Genomic DNA, 23,620 nt, shown 5'->3' on the forward strand with positions numbered 1-23,620 from the left:
TGTCCGTCCGAGACACAATTGGCTTCCCAGAGTTGCGTGAGCCCGTCGGAATGCAACCCCGAGCATCAAACATCGGGCCCTCCGGGCTGGTCCGGTAGCGAGTCCGGCTCGGCGGAGTCTTCTGCCAGTTCGATCTGGTCACGGTTGTCCCAGATGGCGTTGATCAGTTGCATCGCCTGTGCGGTGAGGTTCTGATTGAGGTTGGCCGCCAGCAATTCCGCGACGGTGTCCTGGCCGAACTCCTCACAGAGTCGGTCGTACATCAGCGCCCGCGGTTCGTCGAAGGCCGTCGGGTCGATTTCGATAGTGAGTGTGATGGGGTCGGCCGCTTCGTCGTCGGCTTCCGATCCAGCGTCAGTCATCGGCGCTCACCCCCGCGTCCGCGCCGTCCATCCCGACGTGGGCTTCGAGTGTTTCCAGCCGGGATTCCAGTTCGTCGATGCGGTCGTCTTTCTCGTCGAGTTCTGATTCTAGCGCGTCGATCTGGTTGTCTCTGTTCTCGACTTTGGATTCGAGGTGGTTGATGCGGTCTCGCTGATCCTCGATGCGGGAGTCTTTAGCGTCGAGGTCGGCTTCGAGGTCGGCTATCTCCTCGGTACAGGCGTCGCGGTCCTCGACGAGGTCCCGGAGGAGTTCCTGATGCATCGCCAGCCACGCTCGGTCGTGGATGTTGTCCGGGACGACTGTCTCTCCGTCGCGTTCGATGGCGTACTCGTCGAGGTAGTCCTGGTCGATACCGTCGCTGGTTTGCCAGGCATCCTCCAAGGACTCGTAGCTGACCAGCCACTCCAGTCCGGCATCGTGTGCACTCTCGGCAGTGATACCGAGTCGGTCGCCGCCATCGCCGTTGCCCTTCGTGAACGTCTTTGCCTCGACATCGAGAACGGCGGTCGAGTCACCCGAGAACGACTGGACGTTCGACTTGAGTCGCTCCGTCGAATAACTGCCGACAGTGACAGTGCCGCTGTTGTTTGCAGAGTCTCTGGCATACATTTTCACCTCGGTATTATCACTATCGGTAACCATCATCACTTGAGCCCCTGATAGATCTGCCGCACTCAAGCCGGCGGCGTCAGCGGCCGCTTGCTGAATTATGGGGTCAGTGGTCGATGGTGTTGCAAGAATCATCTCGTCATCCGTGTTGAGTTCGATACCACCCTTCGCGGGAGCCGCTTGAGCTTGCCACTCTATCTTTGTGCCATTTGCCAGGCCGATTGCGGAGTCCGGGGTTGTCGTGCCACCAATGTTATTCACATTGTTCCCGTTGAGGTCGAGTTTGCCGTTGCTGGTGTCGACATTCACCACTGCGTTCCCGTCCTTGTCCTGAACCTCCAGCATGTTCGTCTGGTTGGATTCGGGCGCGATGACGAATCCACCAGTCGCCTGAAAGCGAACCTCGTTTGTCGCCTGCGCAAGCACGTCAGTAGATGACGAATCTCCCCAGACAAACGCACCATTGTAGGTGTTGGCTTTAGCAAAGGAGCCTGCAGCCAGTGAGCCGTCGCCGTTAGCTGTGTTGTTATCGCCACCAGGGACAGTAGACTGTGCTCCGCTGGCAGTGTTCCCAATTCCACCGCCGACAGACGAATTGGTGCCCGATGCGGTATTCCCCCAACCTCCTGCAGTAGTCGACTGGCCTCCACCGGCAGTGTTTCCTCTTCCACCGGCGATAGTCGACTGGCCTCCACTGGCAGTGTTCCCTTCTCCACCGCCGATAGTCGACTCCAACCCGCTTGCTTCGTTGCCCTCGCCGCCCCCGATAGTTGCGAAATTGTTGCTGACGGTGTTATTGGAACCATCTGCCCCGCCCCCGCCGATGAACACTCCTTCCGATTGGCTACTGCCAGTGTTGTTGTTCGGATGGCCCCCGACGACGTTCGGTGCGGTGGTGCTAGAACCGGGGTTGCTGATGTCAATGCCCCCGTCGACGACCTGGAAGGCAGTGTCGCCGTTCCCGGCCGTCGCTAAATAGCTCGACGTGCCACCGCCGATATCGCTGATGCTTTTGCTGCCTTTGCCGACATTGCCACTGCTGTCGATGGTGAGGATGCTGTCGTCCTGTGAAGCTATATTTTTCAGGACGACGTTGTTGCTTGTTGAACCAGGATTCAGCGTCAGGTTGCCGTTATCGTTGGTCGTGACCGTGATGCCGCCATTGGAGGTTTCGAGGTTATTCCCGTCTAGGTCGACGTTCCCCGAGGGACTCAGTACCAGGTCACCGGTCGTCGTCGAGAGGTCGCCGTCGGTACCGTCGTGTGAGATGTCCACCGAATCCGAGGCGTCGCCGTCGAACACCTGCACCTTGTGATTGGTGGTGTCAGCCCCCAGAAGTGAGTTCCCGGCCTGGTCCTGAACCTCCAGCATGTTCGGCTGGTCAGACTCGGGCGCGATGACGAACCCGCCGGTGGCCTGGAACAGGACCTGATCGGCTGTGTCCGCACTGATGGTGGTTTGCGATGAGTCACCCCAGACGAATGCACCGGCTTTGTCAGTATACCCCCTCCTACCTGCAGCGAGCGAGTGCGAACCGAGGGCCTTGTTTAATTTCCCACCAGGGACGGTTGCTTTCTCTCCATTCGCAACATTCTTTGCCCCTCCACCAACGGTTGCAGAGAGGCCATCTGCTTCATTATCGTCTCCGCCACCGATGGCTGCCTTCTCGCCGCTTGATGTATTAGAGTTCCCTCCGGCAACGGTGGCATAACTGGTGGTCGCATCATTGCTGGCTCCTCCAGCAACCGTTGCAAAGTTCGTCGCCGTATTCCCATCCCCGCCACCGACGGTTGCTAATCTGGCGCTCGCCTCGTTCGCCCTGCCACCACCAATGAAAGCAAAATTAGACGAGTTTCCAGATATTTTATTTGGAAGGCTGTCTGAACCCCCGCCGGAGATTGTCACTCCTTCCGATTGGCTACTGCCCGTGTTGTTGCTCGGATGGCCCCCGACGACGTTCGGTGCGTCGATGCCTGGAGAGGCGCTGCTGACGTCGGTGGTGCCATCGACGACCTGGAACGCGGTGTTCCCGCTCGTCACGAGTTCGCTTGTACTGCCGCCACCCGAGGCTTCCAGCGAGTTGTTGTTGATGCTCAAGCCACTGCCTGCAATATCTGTCAGTGAGGTCCCACCGGTGACACCGCCGTTGAGTTCCTCCGTGTAGAGACTGTTTAGGGGATCGCTACTGGTTCCGACGCTGCCCTGTGCATCCGCACTCGCTGTGCCAGCACTGAGGCCGAGCAAACCGAGGATACCGCCGGCCTTGAGTATCGTTCGACGATTGGTGTGCAGCGGTCCGTCCTCTGCGTCAAGGTCCTCCTCGAGGACCGCTTCGAGACGATCCCGCTGGTCCTGAATGGTTGCTGTCTGTTCTTCGATGCGGTGCTGTTGTCGTTCGACGAGGGATTCGAGTGTTTCGAGGCGTTCGTCGGTGGATTCGTGTGTCATCGTTCCCACCCTTTCGGGGCCCCGAGACGACCCAATCCGTCTGTTCGCCAGTCCGTTCCACTGCTGGTGTCAAGATTGAGAACCGAAATGGGTTCGCGTGCCTTGGCGAAATCCATATCCCAAAATGCGTCTACGTCAACTAAACGAGTCTACCTTCACCAGAAGGTGAAAAATCATAAAATTCGATTCATAATGGACTATCACCATTGTTCCACTCACTCGCCAGTCGCTGGATCGGCCGATTCATTCCAAAAATGAGTGAATATTGCCGGCAGAGTCGCGCTTTGTCCGATATCGCACTTTCGAGTGTTACCTTCGTGTGAAGGTGATTTTGCCCCACAACCAGCTTGATCACCGTTATACATCGATGTGCAGATCTGTCACAGTCGATCCCTTTCAGAAGACTATGGCTATCATCTTTGATATTAGAATGTTCCTCTCGGCGGTAATCGCGTCCGATCGGCCCCGCTGGTCGATCACATCCGAGTGTCAACGGATTGCTGTCAGCCATTCCAGAATCGACCGCTTGGAGTGACCACCATCATGTCTGCAGACGCGAGCAGTACCGAAGCCATCCAGAAAGGCCGCGTCGCCTGGACCAGCCGACGCGGACGGGATCGAACGGGTGCTTTCAGGCTGTGCTCTCCACACACAACAGTCCGTCTCACTCGAAGTGGTCGTCGAACACCTGCTGTTGGGCCCGGTGGAGGTGCTGGAGGAACGTCGAGTGAGCGATGCCGAGCGACTCGGCGATCTCCGAAGCCGTACTGCCCCGTGGTTGCTCGAAATAGCCGTAGTGGTAGGCCGCCCGCAGCGCCTGACTCTGTTTGTCGGTCAAGGCGTCGAACCCCGAAGCGGTGTCTCCGGCGGGCCAGTCGTGCTCCGTGACGGCCTGGACCGATACCGCATCAAAGTCCCTCTCCAGCGCCACGACCGTCGACGAGACAGCGTCGTGGGACTGAAGTTGTACCTCGACGATGACGGCGTCGTCCTCGACGGTCGTGGACTCGACGATCACGCCCTGGCGCCGGAGGTGTGCCTCCGGACTGGGGCCCGTGGCTGTCACCTGCAGCCTGAGCGGATCGTCGTCGATCTCCTCGACCGATTCGACGGCCGGATGCTCGGTGAGGGCGTCCAGAATCGCTGACGGCCCGTCGATGACGAGAAATTGGACGAACCGATCACCGTCGTCCGGGACGGTGCCCTGGACGCGCACCTGCTCAGAGTCCTGGAACGCGCCCTCGCTCGCGAGCGCAGCGAGATAGTACGCGTCGTCGGACACCCGAATTCGCGCCGTGACGGTCTGTTCTGCGGCGAGCGTGTTCGTCGTCTCCAGGGTGTGACTGCCGAAGGCAATCACGTCAGCCAGATCACCCAACAGCCGGCGCTCGGTGTCGTCGAACCGCTCCGGCGTCTCGTGATACACCGCCAGCAGTCCGTATGGCACGCCGTTGTGTTCCAGGGGCAACGCTCCGCCGGCCCGATAGCCGTGGGTCATGGCCGCATCCTGCCAGGGAGCGTCCAGCAGGGACGTGACATCCTGGACGAACTGGGGGCCACCCGACCGGGCCGCCCAGGCGACGGGTTCGCCCTTGAGTTCGTCGCGGTCAGCGTGTGACAGCGCATCGACGAACGCGCGATCGCCCGCGATAGTCCGAGGTGACGGCGGTGTGGATTCGCCGTCGGCGATCCAGGCGACCGGATAGCCGTACGCGTAGAGTTCATCGACCACGGCACGCTCGAATCCGTCTCTGGTCCGTGACTCGACCAACGCTTGCAGGACCGTCCGCGTGAGATCCCGTTCCCATCGCAACTCCCGCTCGCGCCGCTGGCGCTCGCTCACGTCCCGAATCGAAATGAGCAGTCCGCGCTGGCCCTCGTAGCTAATTCGTCGCCCCGTCACCGTACACTCCCGGACCGTCCCGTCGGCGCGACGAATGCGAAGCTCCTGAATCGCGGGCTGTGCGTCCCCGTTCCAGTTCGAGAGCGCCGATCGCACCTGTTCGCGCTCGTCTGGGTGAACGGCCTCTTCGAAGAACTCTTCGTCAGTCCAGGCCCCAGCGTCTCGGCCCGTGAGTTCGCCAAAGCGCCGGTTGCAAAACTGAACGCGCCCCTCCCGGAGAATACAGATCGCGTCACGACTCTGCTCGACGACGGTCCGGTAGCGCCGTTCACTTGCTTCGAGGCGCTGCCGCAAGCGATGCTCTGTGACGACCCCGCTGATCTTCTCGGCCAGCAGTACCGTCTGATCCGCCATTGGCTCTTTGACGACGTAATCGCTCACACCGGCCTCGATCGCCCTGGCGGCAACGTCTTCGCTCCCTTCGCTTGTGACGAGGATGAACGGAAGATCCGGGTGCTCCTCGCGGATGCGATCGAGCAACTCCAGCCCGGTGATCCCCGGCATCATGTAATCGACGACGAGACAGTCCACCCGATCGCTGTCCTCGAGATGCACGATCGCTTCGTTCGCGTCGGTTGCCACGGCCACGGAGATCGCGTCGTTTTCGTCTTCGATCCGGCTCCCGACCAGTGAGGCCCACTGTTCGTTGTCGTCGATCAACAGCGCGTGGATGTCTGCATCAGCTGAGTCGGTTTGCGTCATCTCTCCGAGACAGACCTTGCAGTGATTCCACGACCCACACCTGGTCCGTGCCAGCACCGCCGACCATCCGACGATATCCGATACATACCTTCACGTGAAGGCCCTTGCTTGTAAATTAAGCGATACAACGGAGGACGAAAGGACCTCTTTCGGGTGAGTTCTCAGGCGTGGCGTGATTTGAGTGTTTGCTGCCGGCCCCTAGAACATCACACCAACTTTTGTGGCGTGATATACAGATATCTGTCACGGTGAACGGTCATGACTGAGCGTTCCGAAAATCCAAGGCGGACGCCAGCAGGGCCCGATCCGTCGCTGTTACCTTTCCCCTATCAGTGTCTCGACCGGCAAGGCAACATCCGAGAGGTCAACGCCGCCTGGAAAGATCGCCTCGGATTCGACGCCGGGACCGTTCGTGGTGAGTGGTTCGGCGAGTACATCGCCCCGACCGACAGAGGCCGATTCGACCAGGTCTTTGAGACGATCGTCGAGGATCAATCCACCAGTCCGCTGGAACTGACGCTGGTGGACGCGGACGGCCAGTCGGTGACAGTCGCGATGGCGGTCGCGATCGAACGCGACGACGAAGGCTCGTTCGTCCGGGCACATTGCCAGTTCACGGACGTGTCACGGCCGAAGGAATCGATCGGCAAAGCCCGGTCCCGGACGGACAGTGAAGCGGGATTCAGCGACACGGAGCAACGAATGAAGCTGGCGGTCGAAGGGGCAAACGTCGGCATCTGGGAGTGGGACATGGTGGCCGACGAGGTGTTTCGGGACGAGTTGCTGGCGAATATGCTGGGATATACACCCGAAGAGATGGGCGATCACCTGGATGACTGGGAACGACTGGTCCATCCCGAAGGCGAGCAACGGCACAACGAGGCGCTGGCCGAACACATCGCCGAGGATACCGAGTTCTACCAGTGTGACTACCGGATGAAGACCAAATCCGGGGACTGGAAGTGGGTGCGAACGATGGGGAAAGTCGTCGAGCGCGATGACGATGGCACGCCACTGCGGTCGGTCGGCATCCACCTCGACATCGACGAGCAGAAACGGAATCAGCTGAAACTGGCCCGCCGAACAGAGCAACTCGAAGCGCTCAACCGGGTCGTGAGACACGACATCCGCAACGACATGAACGTGCTTCACATGTGGGCACAGGAGTTGGCGGACCAGGTCGACGAAACGGGCGAGAAAGCAGTCGAGCAGATTCTCCATGCGAGTCGCCACATCATCGAACTGACCGACGTCGCCCGCGAGTTCATCGAGTCCCTGGGCATGGACGAGGACGTGGATCTGAAACCGATCCCCCTGGATGAACAGCTCCGGAACGAACTCGACAAGCAACGAGAGACGTATCCCGACGCTCACTTCGAGGTCGTCGACGATCTGCCATCCGTGACTGTCCGTGCGAACGAGATGCTGTCCTCGGTGTTCCGTAATCTGCTCGTCAACGCTGTCGAACACAACGACGCCGATACCCCCGTCGTGACCGTGTCGATGGCGTTGCATGACGATACTGTCGAGATCACGATCGCGGACAACGGCCCTGGCATCCCGGACGCCCTCCGGGACGAGATCTTCGGCAAGGGGACGAACGGCCTGGACGGCGGCACCGGGATCGGCCTGTATCTGGTCGAACGGCTCGTCGATGGCTACGGCGGTGATGTCAGGATCGCAGATGGACAACGCCATCCCGCCACAGGCAGTCAGTCCCTGGCCGACGACACAGCGAGTGGTGCCGTCTTCGTGATCGAACTGTCACTGGGCGAGACCTGACCAATCCCTGAGACCGGCCTCGATCGAGACCGACTCGCTCATCGAGAGCGTCCGGGGGATACCCGTGCACTGATCACCGTTTGTTGTCGTCTTCTTCAGTCCCCGAATAGAGTTTCCCGTCGCATTGCAGCCCTTATCAGCGCATAGACCATGAGGATGATCACGACGCTGAAGCGGAATCCTGCCACGATGGCTGAGGCTACTTGCTACTCGCAGAAATACGCGATGTGAGGATTATCCGAACGGGTTGCCGCCCATGCCGCCCATCCCACCGGGACCGCCACCCATGTCGCCCTGGTCCATCTGTTGCATCATCCGTTCCATGTCTCCCTCGCCCATGCCCTGGAACTGCTTCAACGTCCGTTCCATCATCTTGTGCTGCTCTAAGAGTTCCCGGATGCGATCTTTGGGTTTGCCCGACCCGCGGGCGATGCGCTCGGTTCGACTCCGCCCGACCTGGCGTGGGTTCTCCAACTCGTCTTCGGTCATCGAGTCCATGATGACCTCGAAATCACGCATCCGCTCCTCGGTGACGTCCATGGCGTCGTCCGGGAGTTGATCCATCATGCCCCCGCCCAGGCCGGGGATCATGTCCATCACCTGGTCGAGGGGCCCCATCTTGTTCATCGCCTCCATCTGCTTGCGCATGTCCTTCAGGGTGAATTCACCCTCCATCATGTCCTCGGGCTCCCAGTCCTCCTCGTCGCCCGTCTCCTCCATCGCACGCTCGACGCGCTCGGTCAACTGCTGGAGGTCACCCATCCCGAGCAGTCGGGAGACGAACCCGGAGGGCTCGAAGCGCTCGACGTCCTTGACGGTCTCGCCGGTCCCAAGGAAGGCAATGGTGGAGTCGGTCTCGTTGACGGCCACCAGGGCCCCGCCACCTTTCGCCGTGCCGTCGAGTTTCGTGATGACGACGCCGTCGATCCCGACAGCTCCTTCGAAGCGCTTTGCTTGCTCTTTGGCTTCCTGCCCGATCGCAGCGTCGAGCACCAGCAGATTCCGGTCCGGGTCAACGACCGACTCGATCTCCTCGAGTTCGTCGATGAGTTCGTCCTCTAAGGCGTGACGACCGGCGGTGTCGACGATCCGAACGTCGGCATCTTGCGTGGCTTCCAGGCCGTCGCGGGCGATCTGGACCGCATCGTCGCTGTCCGGATCGCCGTAGAAGTCCACCTCGGCGCGCTCGGCCATTTGCTCGGCCTGCTCGTAGGCACCGGGTCGCCAGGTGTCGGTCTGGATGACCGCCGGGCGCAGCCCTTTCTTCGAGAACCACCAGGCGATTTTGGCCGCCGTAGTGGTCTTCCCCGATCCCTGGAGGCCGGCCAGCACGATCGTCTGGGGTTCGAGGGGAATCTCGGTCGACTCACCGACCAGATCGACCAGTTCCTCGTAGACGATACGCAACACCCAGTCCCGGGCAGAGGTGCCGGCTGGGGGCTCCTCCTCTAAGGCCCGAGTCTCGATGTTGTCGGAGAGTTCCATCACCAGGTCGACGTCGGCGTCGGCCTGGAGGAGCGACCGCTGGACCTCCCGGACGACATCCGCGACGTCGTCCTCGCTGATGCGGGATTTCCCTCGGAGGTTGTCGAGTGCCCCCCGCAAGGACGATCCCAGATCGTCGAGTACCATTTGCTCGCGGCTACGCTGTGGCGGCGGTAAAGGCTTTCCGTCGGGGCCTACTCGGGCAAGCCCGGCGATACAAGTCGACCTCGTTCAACTACTTTCGGTACCATTTCGCCCTGTCAGTGGGACCACGATCTCCTCACCGTCGTCGACCACACACCGCTCACGAAGTCGTTCCAGTCCGGCCACTGCCGTCGCACTCGTCGGTTCGACAACTAATCCCTCCGCTCGCAGTCGCTCGTGCGCTCGCTCGGTTTCGCCGGCCGTGACCGCGATCGCGTCGCCGCCGGTTGCCTCGATCGCATCGATGATCTCACGCCGCCGCACTGGTTCGGCAATCTGGATGCCGTCGGCCACGTCGTTGCGAGCCACCTCGCGGTCGTTTCCGCGAGCCGCGGCGATCGGCGCCACCCCTGTGGCCTGGATGCCGTACAGCCGCGGAACGTCGTCGATCCACCCTGCTGCCCGGAGCCGTTCGAACCCCTGATAGGCACCGAGAAAGAGCGTGCCATGGCCCAGTGGCGTCACCACGGCGTCGGGTACTTTCCAGTCGCGCTGGGCGGCGACTTCGAGGGCGAACGTCGCGGTGCCAGCGAGAAACAGCGGCTCCCAGGCATGACTGGCGTAATAGCCCTCGCCACGGTCGACGGCTGCGATACAGGCCCCAGTCACGTCCGCCCGGGAGCCCTCGATCTGTCGCACGGTGGCCCCCGTCCCCTCGATCGCCCGGACCTTCGATGGCTTGGCGTCTGCTGGCACGAAGATTTCGGCGTCGAGACCGGCCCGGGCCGCGTAGGTCGCGATCGCCAGGCCGGCGTTGCCCGAGGAGTCTTCGAGGACACGGTCGGCCCCGCGCTGGATCGCGTGGGAGACCACGACGGCTGCCCCCCGGTCCTTGAAACTGCCCGTCGGAAACAGGTGTTCGAGTTTGTACTGGACGCTACTGTCGCCGTCGATCAGCGGCGTCAACCCCTCGCCCAGCGTGACCTGGCGATCGACGGGAACGAACGCCGGACACGCCCACAGTCCAGCGTCCCGACCAAATTCCGGCGGCGTCGCCGGCAACGTCGGCAACGCCTCGAGCGCCAACGGCGAGCCACACGAACACCGCCAGGGCCCATCGATCGGATACGTCCGTCCGCAGTCGGTACAGACGCGTTGCATACCAGCGCTTGGCGGCCCCGGGTCACGGATCTGTCGCTCGGCGCTTAGTCGGCCGCCGATACCGGATCGGCTGATGGTTCCCAGTCAGGATCGAGTCGCTGCCGGATGGCAGGAACGAGCGAAGAGTCGAGCGAGTACCGGCCGCTCCCGACGACGAGCAGCGCCGAGAGGAGTCCAAACAGGGTGATGTGTGCAAGGACAGGATCGTCCGGCAGGCCGAACAGCGTCGTCGTCAGCATGAGGAAGCCGACGGCAGCGCTTCCGCGGGTAAACAGCCCCAGGATGAACGCCGCGCCGACGGCTGCCTCGACCAGGCCCGCGCCGAACACCCACAGTTCCGGCGTCACGGGCACAACCTGCGTCAGCTCGTACTTCTCGACGACTGCGAGGGCGCTCGCGGGGTTGAACCACTTCTGGGTCACGCCCAGGTACAGGAAATTCACCCCGACGAACAGCCGGAGCAGCGGGGCGAGCGGCCAGTCGTCGATCCCGACGCGCCCGAACAGTTCCGCCGGCGACGGCAGTCCACGGGCGTGGCTGGCAAGCGTGCCGTCAGTGACGACCAGCCGCCGGATGAGCATGTCGGCGCTGGGCTGGCCGGCCCCGACGATCATGATGGCCAGAAAGCCCGCAACGTACTCGCTGGCGAGTAAGAGCGTGGCGTCAGTAGCGAGCAGGCCGAGATAGACGACCAGCCCGATCGCCGCGACCACGCGTGTCGCCAGTCCGAACAGCAACAGGAAGCCGATCCCGACCTGCAGAAGTCGCGCTTCGACGAGGAGACTCGGCGTGAACAGATACCCGGCGAAGCCAGCGCCTACCAGCGGAAGGCCGACCGACAGCCGGAGCATCCAGGGCAGATAGGGCCGATAGGACTGCAGGGCTCGGCTGGCGACGGCGATATCGGGAATGGCGCTGGAAAACCGGAGATACCCGCCGACCAGCGCGAGCGCACCGATCGCACCGCCGGCAAGCAACACGAGACTACCCGGGTCAGTGAAGACGGCGGCGAACAGTTCAGCGGCGTTTCCGGCCCCCTCGTCACCGGTTACGTACTCGACGTGTGCGCTGACCGGGACAGCCGAGAGGATCGCCGCGAGACTGGCAATCAAAAGCGTAGAGAGACGGTGCTTCGAGGACGATCGCATGGGAGACCTATGGGAGAAGGCCGTAATACCCTTCGTTCCCCGGAAGATCGTGTCGGTATCGAAGCCAGGATCTAGCGCTCCGCTATCGGAGAGCGAGCGTAGACAGTCGCCCATCAGCGGCCCGAACGCCCCGACGGGCGTAGAGACAACGAGCCAAAGCACCGTAGTATCAGTCGAGATAGCCGCGACGTCTCGTGTGCTAGCCCTTCAGAGTTCGAGTTCCGCCGCAGACTCGACGTCGAAGCGACGGACCGTGGGTTCACCAGCCAGCAGGTCAGGCAGGCGTTCCTCGAAGGCGCTAAAGTGGTCACTCGACGCGTGGGCCTCGAAGGCCGCCTCGTCCTCGTAGCGCTCGACGAACCGCAAGACATGCTCGTCCTGGAGGTCGATCGCCGCGCTGTATTCGATTGCGCCCGGCTCCTCGGTGGTTGCTTCGACGAGGGTTTCTGCGGCCTCGGTGGCAGCCTCGTGATGGGCTGGCTCAATCGGGAACTCGGCGTGAATGACAATCATCGTCTAGCAGTCTCTCCACATTCGACGCGAAAAGCACTGTCGAACGCGGGCCGGGGCCGACGATGTGGGGACAAGTGATACCCGACGTTCAATACGAGTCGAGGTCGGTCCCGACCGAGCAGACGTACTCACCGGTCGCGACCTGTGGAAGGCGACGCATCCGCCAGAAGATGCCGTCCGAATCGGCCCTGACGCGTTCTTTGACGGTCCCAAAGACGTCCGTAACCGAAAAGAGGGGGGCGCCAGCCTCGACGCGCTCGCCCAGAGCAGGGTCGAAATGTACCAGCCCGCCGGCCGGCGCACCGTACTGGTCGAACCCGCCCGCTCGCGTTTGGGTCTCCATCGGGGCCGTCCCGTCGAGGAAGTCATAATGGTGGAGCACGTTCCGGACGCCCTCGACGCCGGCTTGAATCGACTCCTCGTCCCAGCCGACGGCTCCGCCGAGTTCGGGATCGATCGTGGGGATACCCTCGTCAGGGGCAGCCCGTGCCAACTGCCCGTCCGGGCCTTTCTGATCGAGAACGTGCCCGCAGTCGAAGGCTTTCGCGAGTTCGAGACACTTCTCGTGAAGGCGGTGGCGCGAGCCACACCGGACGCGGGTCTCGTCGATCATCCGGCTGGTCGAACCCTGATGCAGGTCGAGCACGAGATCGGCACGGGTGGCAACCTCGAAGGTCGCCGCGGCGAGTCGCTCGCTGGTGGTGCCGGTCTCTTCGCCAGGGTAGGCCCGATTCAGCTTCGTGTCATCGATCGGGTTGCGGTGTTCGGCCACCTGAAACCCGTGGTAGTTGACGATCCCGACGATCAGGATCGTGCCGCTGATCGCCTCAGGATCGAGTGTCGGCACCAGCTGTGTGAGGACGCCCACGCCGTTGAGTTCGTCACCGTCGCTGACCGCCTGGACGTACAGCGTCTTGCCGTCCTCGCGGCCGTTGACAACGGCGACCGGCAGGCCGACCGCACTCCCGTCACGGGTCTCTCCGACGTGTAATCGTCCGGTGGCGATCTCGCCAGGCGCAGCCGTCGCCGTCCCCAGACTCGTCATTGTGCGTACTGGACGGGGCCACCGTCTTTAGCGGTTCGATGTGGGTCAAGAATGCCGGCAAGGTACACGGCGGGACCGTGGCGGCGTCACGGGGCCCCAGCGAGCAGACGGGCCGCTGGTCCGGGGAGTTCTTGACGGTCCCCCACCAAGTCGGCCCGTGTCCGAGGCATCGAACGGCCGCGCACGACTGGTCCGTGCACTCCGGGTGCAGGAACACGCAAAGCTCGGCTTCGGGGCGGGTATCGTCTTCGCCGTGGGCCTGTACGCGTTGTTCGTCCTTCGATCGGGATCGCTCGTGACGCGAGCGCTGTACCTGACGCTATTGGTTGTCCTGGCACTGAGCGTCGGCGCGGTCGTGACGACAGTGCTGGTCGGGGCCGAAGCGTACAAACTCGCGAACGAGGACGACATGCCCGACGGCGGGTGACTGGTTCCACGTTCGACGGTCCGTCCATCACCCCTCACAAAGAGTCGACAGCCGTTCGGCACCGCTGCGGGTTCCCTTTGCGATCAGCACGTCACCTGCGTGTACGGCCGTCGCCGGCCCGGGCGAGAGTACCCACTCGGTGCTGTGCTTCCCGGTCGGCTGATCGGTCGGCCGACGGATCGCGATGACGCGCATGCCCGTCTCGGTCTTGACCTCGCGGTCGCCAAGCGTCGTCTCGTCGATCGGACTGCCCGACGCGACAGCCTCCCGGACGATTACCTCGTCGCTCTCCTCGACGGCGGCCGCGACGACCGGATGGGTGCCGAGTCCACGGAGGACGCCCTCGCTGATCTCCAGGGCGGCGTCGGAGATTACCTCCGTCGCACTGGCGAGACGGACCAGCCCACGGAGGCTGATCGGGTCCTCGACGCGGCCGGCCGCCCGGAGCGTCCAGGCCTCAAAGCGGGACTGCAAGGCGTCGACTTCCGCTTCGAGTTCGAGGACTTCCTCGGCGACGGCCTCGCTGTCAAAGAGGACGGCCCCGTAGGCCAGATCGACGGCGAGTTCACTCATGTTTTTCATCAGGACGATCGAGTCGACCGCTCGTTCGAGATCCTCGATGGCCGGCTCTGGCGCGGTCGGTGGTTCGTATTCCTCCCCAGTCGCTGCGTCGTAGACCTCGGCGATCCCGGCGTCCGGCCCGCGTGCGAGGAGGACATCCCCGGCTTCAAGTTCCGTCGTCGCGTCGGGGTTTAACAGCCACTCGCCGCGCCGACGGATTGCGATGACGCGGACCCCGGTGGCGGTTTCGAGGTTGAGATCGCCCAGCGTCCGCCCGGCGTAGGCCGACCCGTCCGCGACCGTTGCCCGCACTAGCGTCTCGACGGCCTCCGGGAGGGTGGCCTGCATCGCCGGCGGCAGGCCGACGTCCTCCAGAACGACCTTGGCGATGTCGCCGGCCGCGTCGCTGATCTTCTCAGCAGCGCCGACGACCCCCAGGACCGGCGCGAGTGCCTCGGCGTCGGACGGATTCCGCGCGGCCATGAGGAGACTCATCCGCGCCTGCAAGTGAAGCACGTCCATCCGCTCCTCTAAGGCCAGCACTTCCTCGGCGATATCGTCACTCCCCAACAGCACCGCCGAATACGACAGATCGATCAACAGCTCGGCAGTGTCTTTCATCTCCGCTAGCACTGCTTTGACGCTGACCGGTTCGTAACTGACAGCCTCGTCAGGCGGCATCGTCTGGCGATTCAGCGCCGCGTGCCAAAAGTATTGTCCGGTGAAGACCAAACACGCTTCATGTTCACATACCACACATACAGAGACACGAACGTCCAGCGACAATCTCAAAACGGCGGCATTCGACCAGTGAGCAGGCCAAAAAGCAGTAGACATCGGCAATCGTGGCCAGAAAACGATAATGCTTTTCCTTGACGGAAAGCAGTATAGAGTATGCCTGACGAGCTCCGGAAGGGACTGGAAGGCGTGCTGGTCGCCGAATCGGCGTTGAGTGACATCGACGGCGATGCGGGCCGACTCGTCTACCGGGGATACGCGATCGAGGACCTCGCCAGAAACGCTAGCTTCGAAGAAGTACTGTACTTACTCTGGGAGGGGCAGCTGCCGACCGAGGCAGAACTGGAGACGTTCGCCGAGCGGATGGCAAGCGAACGCGAGGTCGACGACGCCATCCTCTCGACGGTCCGGGAACTGGCAGCCGCCGAGGAGAACCCAATGGCCGCCCTCCGGACGGCCGTCTCGATGCTGTCGGCATACGACCCGGACGACTCGACCGGGGAGGGGGGCAACGGCGAGATCACCCAGCGGAAGGGACGACGGATCACGGCCAAAATGCCGACGATCGTCGCCGCCTACAAGCGCTTCCGTGAGGGGGAAGAATACGTCCCGCCGCGGGAGGACTTGGGCCACGCAGCGAACTTTCTGTACATGCTCAATGGCCAAGAGCCCGAAGGGACACTCGCAGACATCTTCGACATGGCTCTGGTCGTCCACGCCGACCACGGCATCAACGCCTCGACCTTTGCCGCGATGGTGACCGCCTCGACGCTCTCGGATCTGCACAGTTCGGTCACCGCTGCCATCGGCGCGCTGAAAGGCGATCTGCACGGCGGTGCCAACCAGAACGTGATGCGTACCCTGCTCGAGATCGACGAGCACGAACTCACGGCCGTCGAATGGGCCCGGGAGGCCATCGAGGCCGGCGATCGCATCCCTGGCTTTGGCCACCGCGTCTACAGCGTCAAGGACCCCCGGGCGAAGATCCTCGGCGCGAAGTCCAAGGCCCTGGGGAAGGCCGCAGACGAGTTCAAGTGGTACTCCTACAGCAGGGCCATCGAGGAGTTCATGGCCAAGGAGACCGGAATCGCGCCCAACGTCGACTTCTACTCGGCGTCGATGTACTACCAGATGGGCATCCCGATCGACCTCTACACCCCCATCTTCGCGATGTCTCGTGTCGGCGGCTGGGTCGCTCACGTCCTCGAATATCAGGACGATAACCGGCTGATTCGGCCGCGGGCGCGCTACATCGGGCCCGAGGATCGGGACTTCGTCCGAATCGACGAACGTGGAGAATAGCGGGAGATATCTATCCGGAAAGACACATGACCGATGAAGCGGCCCTCCCGACACCGTCTGAGATCATCGAAATCCACGAGGAAATAGAGGAATCGTATGGGCTGAAATACACGGGTATCAGTGCTTACTTTCCGGAACAAACGCTCTCGAACGTTCTCTCTGACGTAGCAGCGTACGACGGCATCCATCTCCGAGCAGCGGCACTACTCAAACGCCTTATCTCAGTGCACATCTTCGAGGACGGAAACAAGCGTACGGCTTGGACAACGACACGTCTCTACCTGGATCAATATGGTGCGGAGCCAGCTGTCCAAGAGACAGAACATGTGGCTACTGTTCTCCGGTGTATCCAGCGCCTCGATATCGAAGAACTCGCAGAGTGGCTCTCGAACGGGGAAATCGACGATGAGAAGCTACAGCCGTGATGGCAAAGAGTTATCTTCCACCGAGGCATACATTGATGAAATGAGTCTGAAAGACTCGTCAGACGACGACTCGAAAGATCTCCGTGCTCGAGTCCGTCGTATCATCGACGAGGATCGGGCTCTCTTCGACGAACTCGACGAGTAGCTTTCTCTCGACCGTTCAGCAGCGCCACACGCCTGGATTCGAAGCAGCTGTGGATCAGTGCCGTCCAGAGAGACCCGATCGACCGCGACACCCCCATCTTCGCGATGTCTCGTGTCGGCGGCTGGGTCGCTCACGTCCTCGAATATCAGGACGACAACCGGCTGATTCGGCCGCGGGCGCGCTACATCGGTCCCGAGGATCGGGACTTCGTCCGGATCGACGAGCGGGAGGGGCCGTTGGATTCCCGCCGCGCTGTCGCCGTGTAGTCGAGAGCGGGCCGGAGTTGACAAAACATATGTCCTGTCACTGACCAGTGACAATCATGTCACGTCGCCTGGTCCCGCTGGTCTTCTTCGTCACTGTCGTCGCGATGGCGGGCTGTACGACGAGTGCGCCGACCGCAACGCAGACGCCAACCCCCACTGCAACCACGACACAAGCCCCGACAGCGACGATGACTCCCACCGAAACCGCAACGCCGACGGCAACGACGACGAGCGCACCCACGACAGTCCCGGGCGGGGACGACGTCCCAGTCGTCCTCAGTAACGTCGACGACGAGGGTCACACGCTACGGGTTTCCGTCACCAATGACACGACCGTCCTTTTCAACGATACGGTCACGGTCGATGCCGACGCCGACCGGACAATCGCCACGCTTCACGGGCCGGAGACGACCTACCGGGTCCAGGCGACGATGGACGGGCAGTCGATCGACGAGAACGTCACACTGTATCCGGGGTTCCTCGAGAGCCAGATCGAGATCAACGGATCCGGCAGCCTCGAATATACCGGGTTGGTCAACTAAGTCAGCGGCTGATCCTGTCCAATTATTGCGGATCGATCCCGTCCAGGGCGGCCCGATCCTCGTCGAATAGGTCGATCTGCGTCGCGGCGACGTTCTCCTCCAGGTGCTCGACGCTTGATGTGCCGGGAATCGGCAGCATCACGTCAGAGTGATCCAGCAGCCACGCCAAGGCGATCTGTCGTCGCGTCGCGTCGTGTCGCGCTCCCACGTCGTCGAGCACCCCGGCGACCCCCTCGTCGTCGACGGTGTACATCGGCCCCCAGGGGATGAAGCCGACGCCCTTCTCCTCGCAGGCTTCCAGGACCGCCTCGTCCTCGCGGTTGCCGATATTGTACTGGTTCTGGACCGTCGCGATGTCGACGATGTCCATCGCCGTTTCGAGTTCCTCGACGGTGACGTTCGAGAGCCCGACGTGTTCGATCTGGCCGGCGTCTTTCATCTCGGCGAATGCCTGCACCGACTCCTCGAAGTCAGTGTCCGGGTCGGGGCGGTGGAACTGATAGAGGTCGATGCTGTCGGTTCGCAGTCGATCGAGACTCGCGAGCGCCTGATTGTGCAGATACTCGGGGTCGCCGTGGGGCGTCCACTCGCCGTCGCGATGGCGGAGCAACCCAGCCTTGGAGGCCACGAATACGTCGTCGTCCTCGCTCAGGGCCTCGCCGAGCAGCCGTTCGCTGACGCCCGGACCGTAGGAGTCGGCGGTGTCGATGAAGTCGATACCCAGTTCGACCGCGCGGCGGATCACGTCGCTGGCTGCGTCTTCATCCTCGGGCGGGCCGATGATGTCCTCGCCGGTCAGCCGCATCGCGCCGAACCCGAGCCGGTGGACCGTCTCTTCGCCGCCAATCGCGAACGTGTCGCCCTCGTTTGTGAGTTCCGTCGCCATGACGCTCCAGACGTGGGCCGCTACTCTCAAAGGCGTAGCGGTGGTTCCGTCAGTGGCAGCGTTCGCCGTCGTCCCGGGAAGTTACCACCGTCCGACCGCAACATCCGATATGCTCACCCGCGAGGACGTCCTGGCGGCCCGTGATCGCGTCACTCGGACGGCCAGACACACGCCGCTTTCACGATCGTATTCGATCTCCGAGATGACCGGCGCGGACGTCCACCCGAAATACGAGACCGTCCAGCGGACCGGCTCGTTCAAGATCCGCGGCGCGACCAACCGGATCGCGACGCTCACCGACGAACAGCAGGACGCCGGCGTCGTGGCGGCCAGCGCCGGCAACCACGCTCAGGGGGTCGCACTGGCGGCCAGTCGCATGGGCGTCGATTCGTCGATCGTCATGCCAGAGCGCGCGCCCGTCGCGAAGGTCAAGGCTACCCGGAGCTACGGGGGCAACGTCGTCCTCTACGGCGAGGATTACGATGCCGCCGCCGAACGCGCCCACGAAATCGCCGAGGCAGAGGACCGGACCTACGTCCCCGCCTTCGACGACAAGCTGGTGATGGCCGGTCAGGGCACCCTCGGCCTAGAGATCGCCACGGACTGCCCTGACGTGGACACGGTCGTGGTCGCGGTCGGCGGCGGCGGGCTGATCAGTGGCGTCGCAACTGCACTCAAGGGGTTCAACGAGGATATCCGCATCGTCGGTGTCCAGGCCGAAGGGGCAGCCAGCCTTCCCCAATCGTTGGCAGCGGGCGAGATCATAGAGCGCGAGGGCGTCGACACGATCGCGGACGGCATCGCGACGCGGAAAGTCGGCGAGCGGCCCTTCGAGGTGATCCAGGAGCGAGTCGACGAGGTCGTCACGGTGCCGGATTCGGCCATCGCCGTCGCAGTGACGACGCTGCTGGAACGAACGAAAACGCTCGTCGAGGGGGGCGGGGCGGTGCCCGTCGCTGCGCTGTTGGAGGACGCCTTCGAGTACGAGGCCGGCGAGACGATCGTCCCGGTGCTATCCGGTGGAAACGTCGACCTGAACGTCCTGACGACCATGATCATGCGTGGCTTGATCGAGACGGGCAGGTACCTCCGAATCCGGACCGTCCTCGAGGATCGCCCCGGCGCGCTAGAGGATCTTGTCGGGATCATCTCCGCCCAGCGGGGCAACATCTATGCCATCGAGCACGACCGCGCCTCGCGTGACATCGCGATGGACGACACGGTCGTCGATCTTGACATCGAGACGCGAGGCCCAGACCACGTCGAGACGTTGCTCGGGACACTTCGCGACAGTGGCTACGAAGTCGAAGTATTAGTCTGAGGCAGCGTCACGAAACGCGATCGTCGATGTCGATGTGGACCCCAACGGCGCGGATCGGATCTCCGCCTTCGTCACGGCGAGTCACCCGACCGATGTCCTGAATCCATTTCCAGGACCCATCGGCCGTTCGCATGCGATGTTCGCACTCGTAGCGGTCGGTTTCGCCGGCCAGATGTGCGCCAAGGGCCGCCGTGACGTCCGGCAAGTCATCGGGATGGACGCGCTGTTCCCAGGCATCGAGATGGTCGTCGATCTCCGTTGGCGAGTGGCCAAGTATCGCCGCCCACTGCTCGTTGAACTGGACTTCGTCAGTCTGGACGTTCCAGTCCCAGATGCCGATCTCGGCCGCTTCGACGGCGAGATCGTAGCGTTCCTTGTACCGTTTGAGTTCACGCTCGGCGATCTTCCGTGCGGTGATATCCCGCATCGCCCCGACGACGCCGAGGATCGTTCCGTCGCGGTCTTTCAACGGATAATCACGGACAGAGAAGGTCCGTTCCTCGCCGCTCGGACTTGTCCGCGATACCTCGTAGTTGAGCGTCGCCCCGCCGAGGACGCGATCCTCGCGGTTTTCGATCTGTTCAGACCAGACCTCGCCCAAGACATCCGGAAGCGAGATCTCCCCGATCTCGTCCTCGGAAATCCCGTGAAACTCCCGGTAGCGCTCGTTGGCGAAAATGAGCGTATAGTCAGTGTCGATCCCGGCCAGCAGATCACTCGAGGACTCGACGGCCCGCTCGTAGACGCGCAGGTCGGCTCGACTCTCCCGCAATTCCCGTTCGTTCTCGGCTCGATGGATCGCATGAGCGATATCTTCACCCAGTTCAGCGAGGAGTGAACGTTCCCGCTGGTCGAAAAACGCCGGCCGATCACTGTAGACGCTCAACGCACCGAACTGTCTGTCCTCGTGTACAAGCGGCACAGTGACGACGCCACGGAGGCCGTGGTCGCGAGCGGCTGCTTCCCAAGACTCTGGAGCAGGATCGTCCGGGATCGACTTGACCACGGCCCGGTCGACTCCATCGAGAGCCTGAGCAGTCGGTTCCACGGCGGGGGTGCCGTCATCGACCTCGACAGTGAGGGCATCCAGATAGCCGGTTGCGTCACCGGAGCTCGCCTGAACCTCGACGATTCCCTCCGTGGGTGCGCCGATCCAGACTAGCCGATAGGGATCGATCTGGCTGATGACCGCACACACGTCCGCTTCGATCTGGGCCCGACTTTCGGCGCGGACGAGGCGCTGATTGACGTCCCGGAGGACCTTTTGCATCCGGTGCATCGTCGCCGCCCGGTCCCGACTGCGGGCGGTCGCGACCGCGTTCGTGACCCGATTGGCCAACACGGCATACTGGCTCGTGTCACTCCCTTTCTGGAGGTAGTCGGTCACGCCGGCCGAAATGGCCTCGCTGGCGATCTCTTCGCTTCCTTTGCCGGTAAAGAGGATGAACGGCAGGTCGCCGTGGTCCCTCCGAACGGCTTCGAGGAGTCCGATCCCGTCACAGTCGGGCATCTCGTAATCACTGACGATACAATCAATGTCGATCTCCGCCAGTACGTCCAAGGCCGCGGCGGCGCTGGTCGCGGTTTCGACGACGAGACGATCGTCCGCACGGGCAAGCAACTGGCTCGCCGTCTCGACGAACGCCGACCCGTCGTCGACGTGCAACACGATAATCTCGTCCTGCGGCTCCATGGCTATACTTGACCTTTACAATCCTGAACCATTAATTCATGGGTACCGTTACCAAATAGCAGCGTTTGGTCGGCGATGACGAGACTGGCCGGCAGTCACATGAAGTCCCGGACGTCCGAATAGTACATATCGTGGTGGTCGACAGCGTCGATTTCTCGGGCGATCTTGACCGCTAAGACGTGCCAGCAGAGGGCGGTCGGATCGTCGGGGTCGAGATTGTAGGCGGCGTCCTCGCAGGTGCAGCCTCCACCTTCGATAACGTACTCGTCGCTGTGGCCGACGACGACCGTGAAGTCCTCGTACTCCTTGACGCGGTCCTCGGCGACAGCCTCGATGGCTCGAACGCCACGAGAATCGTGGACAGTGGTGATACGGTCGACTACGTCGGCAGTGAGTTCGCCCGCTTCAGCGAGGGCCGCCTGCCACTCGTCGACGCCAGTCACTATGTCTGTTTGGACGGCGCCCGGCAAAACAGGTTCGGTGCACTCAGCGGCCACGGCCTCGCGTTCGAGCATCGCATCGCGACTCCACCACAGCAAGACGAAAGGCGACTGTCCAGCCAACGAGACAAAAGCAAAGCGCCACCTCGCGAATCGACCCGTCGGGACCAGTGACACAAAACAGTGGACAACGCGGCAATACGTGTCCGGTAACGCCGACAGTGTGCCGGAGTTAGTCGTCAGATGACGAATCCGATCGAAGAGCTTGCAGCAGTGTGCCGACGCCGGGCGACTGGGAAGGGGATTCGAGATCGGCCCAGACCATCCGGTGGTCAGACGCGGCTCGGACCGTGTCGATCCGGCTGTCGCTCGGTTTGGGCCAGACGACGCCGCCATCCTCGTAGGAGAGCGCGGGAGAGGGCAGCACGCGATCTAGTTGGGCAACAGTGGTATCGCCCTCACCGGACTGGCCGGGTCGTGGCCCTCGGATGCGGGTCGCATGCGGTTTGCCAAGGCTCTCACCGCCGGGACTGCTCGGGAGTTCCTCCGTGTAGAAGTCGGCGTTTTCCCGGAAGAACGCGTGAGCCGGTTTCAGTATTCGAGCGCCCGTCACCGCGGCGTTTTGATCACCCATGAGGACGTAGCGATCGTCGTCGAGTCCGCCCTCGTTGCCGTCGTCGTCGTAGATGTATTCGGCATTGGCGACGTAATCCGCCCAGAACCGGACCTCGTCGTGGTTCCAGCGGCCGTTGAAGTTGTTCGGTCCGTCGTACTGTGGCGGCGTCGGATGCGACGAGAGGACGTGGATTGGCTCACCGTCCACCCGGACCGGGACGTCGATGTGGGTCTTCGAGGAGAGACGGAACTCGTCTGTCTCATCGGGCGTCAGGTAGATGCCGTCCTCATTGAGGTCCATCGAACCATCGTCGAGGGGCATCAGGTTGTTCGGCATGTCCGCCCAGCGGAACTTCTGGAAGGACCTGATATCAGACTCCAGAATGGGGTACTGGCTGGCGATCGCCATCCCGTACTGCCCGGGGAAGAACCCGAACCCGTACGCGTCACCGGGCCGCTCGCCCGCGCTTCCGTCTTTGTTGAAGTCGTAATCATCTTCCGGGAGAACACCAGTGTTGACCGGCGGTTGGTGGGTGTACGGGAACGGGATCGGGTCCAGATCATCCCGTTGTGGTACCCGGAGATAGTTGTCGATGAACGCCCGGATATTGGTCGTATCCGTCTTTTTGCCCTGCTGAATATTGTTCGTCAGCTCGTTGATGACGATGACGTCCGGTCGGACCTCCTGAATGAGTTCCGCGGCCGCAGCTGCCTGTTCGTCGCCGGAGCTGTCTTCGTAGAAACTAGACTCGGACTCCTGAACCTGCGACGTTTCGAGGTTCTCGATGTTAAACTGCGCAAACCGCGTCGCCGAACGAGGCTCGTAGGCGCTTGCCGTTCCGGCAATACCCGCGGTTGCTACAGTCGCGCCGATCCCCTGCAGGAACGTCCGCCTGGTCGTGTCGTGCGACATCAATTACTTATATATTCCATAT

At 62.5% G+C, this 23,620-nt stretch carries 19 protein-coding genes and 1 pseudogene; 7 read left to right on the forward strand and 13 right to left on the reverse strand.

The window, feature by feature from the left end:
- Positions 1–65: 65 nt before the first annotated feature.
- The 3 genes from HZR20_RS02910 to HZR20_RS02920 form a co-directional block, all read right to left on the reverse strand.
- Positions 66–362, reverse strand: a complete 297-nt coding sequence (locus tag HZR20_RS02910) for a hypothetical protein (protein WP_181685100.1) — start codon at positions 360–362, stop codon at positions 66–68.
- Positions 355–3,441, reverse strand: a complete 3,087-nt coding sequence (locus HZR20_RS02915; RefSeq protein WP_181685101.1) for a hypothetical protein — start codon at positions 3,439–3,441, stop codon at positions 355–357. The genes HZR20_RS02910 and HZR20_RS02915 overlap by 8 nt, the downstream gene beginning before the upstream one ends.
- Before the next feature lie 664 nt (positions 3,442–4,105).
- Positions 4,106–6,046: a response regulator gene (locus tag HZR20_RS02920; protein WP_181685102.1), complete on the reverse strand. Its 1,941-nt coding sequence runs from the start codon at positions 6,044–6,046 to the stop codon at positions 4,106–4,108.
- Positions 6,047–6,304: 258 nt separating this feature from the next.
- On the opposite strand from HZR20_RS02920, the gene HZR20_RS02925 reads away from it, so the two are divergent.
- Positions 6,305–7,828 (forward strand): sensor histidine kinase, encoded by a 1,524-nt coding sequence (locus HZR20_RS02925; protein WP_181685103.1) that lies wholly within the window; start codon positions 6,305–6,307, stop codon positions 7,826–7,828.
- Between the two features lie 234 nt (positions 7,829–8,062).
- Here the strand turns inward: HZR20_RS02925 and HZR20_RS02930 are convergent, their stop codons facing one another.
- The 5 genes from HZR20_RS02930 to HZR20_RS02950 form a co-directional block, all read right to left on the reverse strand.
- On the reverse strand, positions 8,063–9,460 hold the full coding sequence (locus HZR20_RS02930) for a signal recognition particle protein Srp54 (RefSeq protein WP_181685104.1): 1,398 nt from the start codon (positions 9,458–9,460) through the stop codon (positions 8,063–8,065).
- Between the two features lie 84 nt (positions 9,461–9,544).
- Positions 9,545–10,618, reverse strand: a complete 1,074-nt coding sequence (locus HZR20_RS02935) for a pyridoxal-phosphate dependent enzyme (protein ID WP_181685105.1) — start codon at positions 10,616–10,618, stop codon at positions 9,545–9,547.
- Between the two features lie 44 nt (positions 10,619–10,662).
- Positions 10,663–11,766 carry a DoxX family protein gene (locus tag HZR20_RS02940; protein ID WP_181685106.1) on the reverse strand — a complete coding sequence of 368 codons (1,104 nt, stop codon included), beginning with the start codon at positions 11,764–11,766 and terminating at the stop codon, positions 10,663–10,665.
- A 207-nt stretch (positions 11,767–11,973) separates the two neighbouring features.
- Positions 11,974–12,279 (reverse strand): putative quinol monooxygenase, encoded by a 306-nt coding sequence (locus tag HZR20_RS02945; RefSeq protein ID WP_181685107.1) that lies wholly within the window; start codon positions 12,277–12,279, stop codon positions 11,974–11,976.
- An 88-nt stretch (positions 12,280–12,367) separates the two neighbouring features.
- Complete coding sequence (locus HZR20_RS02950; RefSeq protein WP_181685108.1) at positions 12,368–13,324, reverse strand: succinylglutamate desuccinylase/aspartoacylase family protein; 957 nt, start codon at positions 13,322–13,324, stop codon at positions 12,368–12,370.
- Between the two features lie 157 nt (positions 13,325–13,481).
- Between HZR20_RS02950 and HZR20_RS02955 the strand changes: the two genes are divergently transcribed.
- Positions 13,482–13,751, forward strand: a complete 270-nt coding sequence (locus HZR20_RS02955) for a DUF7536 family protein (RefSeq protein ID WP_181685109.1) — start codon at positions 13,482–13,484, stop codon at positions 13,749–13,751.
- A 27-nt stretch (positions 13,752–13,778) separates the two neighbouring features.
- Here the strand turns inward: HZR20_RS02955 and HZR20_RS02960 are convergent, their stop codons facing one another.
- Positions 13,779–14,993: a potassium channel family protein gene (locus HZR20_RS02960; protein WP_181685110.1), complete on the reverse strand. Its 1,215-nt coding sequence runs from the start codon at positions 14,991–14,993 to the stop codon at positions 13,779–13,781.
- 213 nt (positions 14,994–15,206) lie between these two features.
- On the opposite strand from HZR20_RS02960, the gene citZ reads away from it, so the two are divergent.
- From citZ to HZR20_RS02980, 4 genes and pseudogenes are all read left to right on the forward strand, one after another.
- A complete protein-coding gene (citZ, locus tag HZR20_RS02965) occupies positions 15,207–16,352 on the forward strand; it encodes a citrate synthase (RefSeq protein WP_181685111.1) in 1,146 nt (381 codons plus the stop codon).
- A gap of 26 nt (positions 16,353–16,378) precedes the next feature.
- Positions 16,379–16,777: a Fic family protein gene (locus HZR20_RS02970; protein WP_181685112.1), complete on the forward strand. Its 399-nt coding sequence runs from the start codon at positions 16,379–16,381 to the stop codon at positions 16,775–16,777.
- 219 nt (positions 16,778–16,996) lie between these two features.
- Positions 16,997–17,188 (forward strand): annotated as a pseudogene (locus HZR20_RS02975) (citrate/2-methylcitrate synthase); the annotation flags it as partial.
- A gap of 56 nt (positions 17,189–17,244) precedes the next feature.
- A complete protein-coding gene (locus tag HZR20_RS02980) occupies positions 17,245–17,730 on the forward strand; it encodes a hypothetical protein (protein WP_181685113.1) in 486 nt (161 codons plus the stop codon).
- 22 nt (positions 17,731–17,752) lie between these two features.
- Here the strand turns inward: HZR20_RS02980 and HZR20_RS02985 are convergent, their stop codons facing one another.
- Positions 17,753–18,616, reverse strand: coding sequence for an aldo/keto reductase (locus HZR20_RS02985; RefSeq protein WP_181685114.1), 864 nt, complete (start codon positions 18,614–18,616; stop codon positions 17,753–17,755).
- Between the two features lie 109 nt (positions 18,617–18,725).
- Between HZR20_RS02985 and ilvA the strand changes: the two genes are divergently transcribed.
- On the forward strand, positions 18,726–19,937 hold the full coding sequence (ilvA, locus tag HZR20_RS02990; RefSeq protein WP_181685399.1) for a threonine ammonia-lyase: 1,212 nt from the start codon (positions 18,726–18,728) through the stop codon (positions 19,935–19,937).
- 7 nt (positions 19,938–19,944) lie between these two features.
- Here the strand turns inward: ilvA and HZR20_RS02995 are convergent, their stop codons facing one another.
- The 3 genes from HZR20_RS02995 to HZR20_RS03005 form a co-directional block, all read right to left on the reverse strand.
- On the reverse strand, positions 19,945–21,630 hold the full coding sequence (locus HZR20_RS02995) for a PAS domain-containing protein (RefSeq protein ID WP_181685115.1): 1,686 nt from the start codon (positions 21,628–21,630) through the stop codon (positions 19,945–19,947).
- 95 nt (positions 21,631–21,725) lie between these two features.
- On the reverse strand, positions 21,726–22,145 hold the full coding sequence (locus HZR20_RS03000; protein WP_258560324.1) for a hypothetical protein: 420 nt from the start codon (positions 22,143–22,145) through the stop codon (positions 21,726–21,728).
- A 157-nt stretch (positions 22,146–22,302) separates the two neighbouring features.
- A complete protein-coding gene (locus tag HZR20_RS03005) occupies positions 22,303–23,598 on the reverse strand; it encodes a twin-arginine translocation signal domain-containing protein (RefSeq protein WP_181685117.1) in 1,296 nt (431 codons plus the stop codon).
- Positions 23,599–23,620 lie beyond the last annotated feature (22 nt).

The organism is Halorhabdus salina, from assembly GCF_013839425.1.
In the GTDB taxonomy this organism is placed as follows: domain Archaea; phylum Halobacteriota; class Halobacteria; order Halobacteriales; family Haloarculaceae; genus Halorhabdus; species Halorhabdus salina.

Excerpts from the sequence above, each read along its gene's own strand:
- HZR20_RS02910 (WP_181685100.1), bottom strand. The coding sequence starts at position 362 with ATGACTGACGCTGGATCGGAAGCCGACGACGAAGCGGCCGACCCCATC.
- HZR20_RS02915 (WP_181685101.1), bottom strand. The coding sequence starts at position 3,441 with ATGACACACGAATCCACCGACGAACGCCTCGAAACACTCGAATCCCTC.
- HZR20_RS02920 (WP_181685102.1), bottom strand. The coding sequence starts at position 6,046 with ATGACGCAAACCGACTCAGCTGATGCAGACATCCACGCGCTGTTGATC.
- HZR20_RS02925 (WP_181685103.1), top strand. The coding sequence starts at position 6,305 with ATGACTGAGCGTTCCGAAAATCCAAGGCGGACGCCAGCAGGGCCCGAT.
- HZR20_RS02930 (WP_181685104.1), bottom strand. The coding sequence starts at position 9,460 with ATGGTACTCGACGATCTGGGATCGTCCTTGCGGGGGGCACTCGACAAC.
- HZR20_RS02935 (WP_181685105.1), bottom strand. The coding sequence starts at position 10,618 with ATGCAACGCGTCTGTACCGACTGCGGACGGACGTATCCGATCGATGGG.
- HZR20_RS02940 (WP_181685106.1), bottom strand. The coding sequence starts at position 11,766 with ATGCGATCGTCCTCGAAGCACCGTCTCTCTACGCTTTTGATTGCCAGT.
- HZR20_RS02945 (WP_181685107.1), bottom strand. The coding sequence starts at position 12,279 with ATGATTGTCATTCACGCCGAGTTCCCGATTGAGCCAGCCCATCACGAG.
- HZR20_RS02950 (WP_181685108.1), bottom strand. The coding sequence starts at position 13,324 with ATGACGAGTCTGGGGACGGCGACGGCTGCGCCTGGCGAGATCGCCACC.
- HZR20_RS02960 (WP_181685110.1), bottom strand. The coding sequence starts at position 14,993 with ATGCCGCCTGACGAGGCTGTCAGTTACGAACCGGTCAGCGTCAAAGCA.
- citZ (WP_181685111.1), top strand. The coding sequence starts at position 15,207 with ATGCCTGACGAGCTCCGGAAGGGACTGGAAGGCGTGCTGGTCGCCGAA.
- HZR20_RS02970 (WP_181685112.1), top strand. The coding sequence starts at position 16,379 with ATGACCGATGAAGCGGCCCTCCCGACACCGTCTGAGATCATCGAAATC.
- HZR20_RS02980 (WP_181685113.1), top strand. The coding sequence starts at position 17,245 with ATGTCACGTCGCCTGGTCCCGCTGGTCTTCTTCGTCACTGTCGTCGCG.
- HZR20_RS02985 (WP_181685114.1), bottom strand. The coding sequence starts at position 18,616 with ATGGCGACGGAACTCACAAACGAGGGCGACACGTTCGCGATTGGCGGC.
- ilvA (WP_181685399.1), top strand. The coding sequence starts at position 18,726 with ATGCTCACCCGCGAGGACGTCCTGGCGGCCCGTGATCGCGTCACTCGG.
- HZR20_RS02995 (WP_181685115.1), bottom strand. The coding sequence starts at position 21,630 with ATGGAGCCGCAGGACGAGATTATCGTGTTGCACGTCGACGACGGGTCG.
- HZR20_RS03000 (WP_258560324.1), bottom strand. The coding sequence starts at position 22,145 with ATGCTCGAACGCGAGGCCGTGGCCGCTGAGTGCACCGAACCTGTTTTG.
- HZR20_RS03005 (WP_181685117.1), bottom strand. The coding sequence starts at position 23,598 with ATGTCGCACGACACGACCAGGCGGACGTTCCTGCAGGGGATCGGCGCG.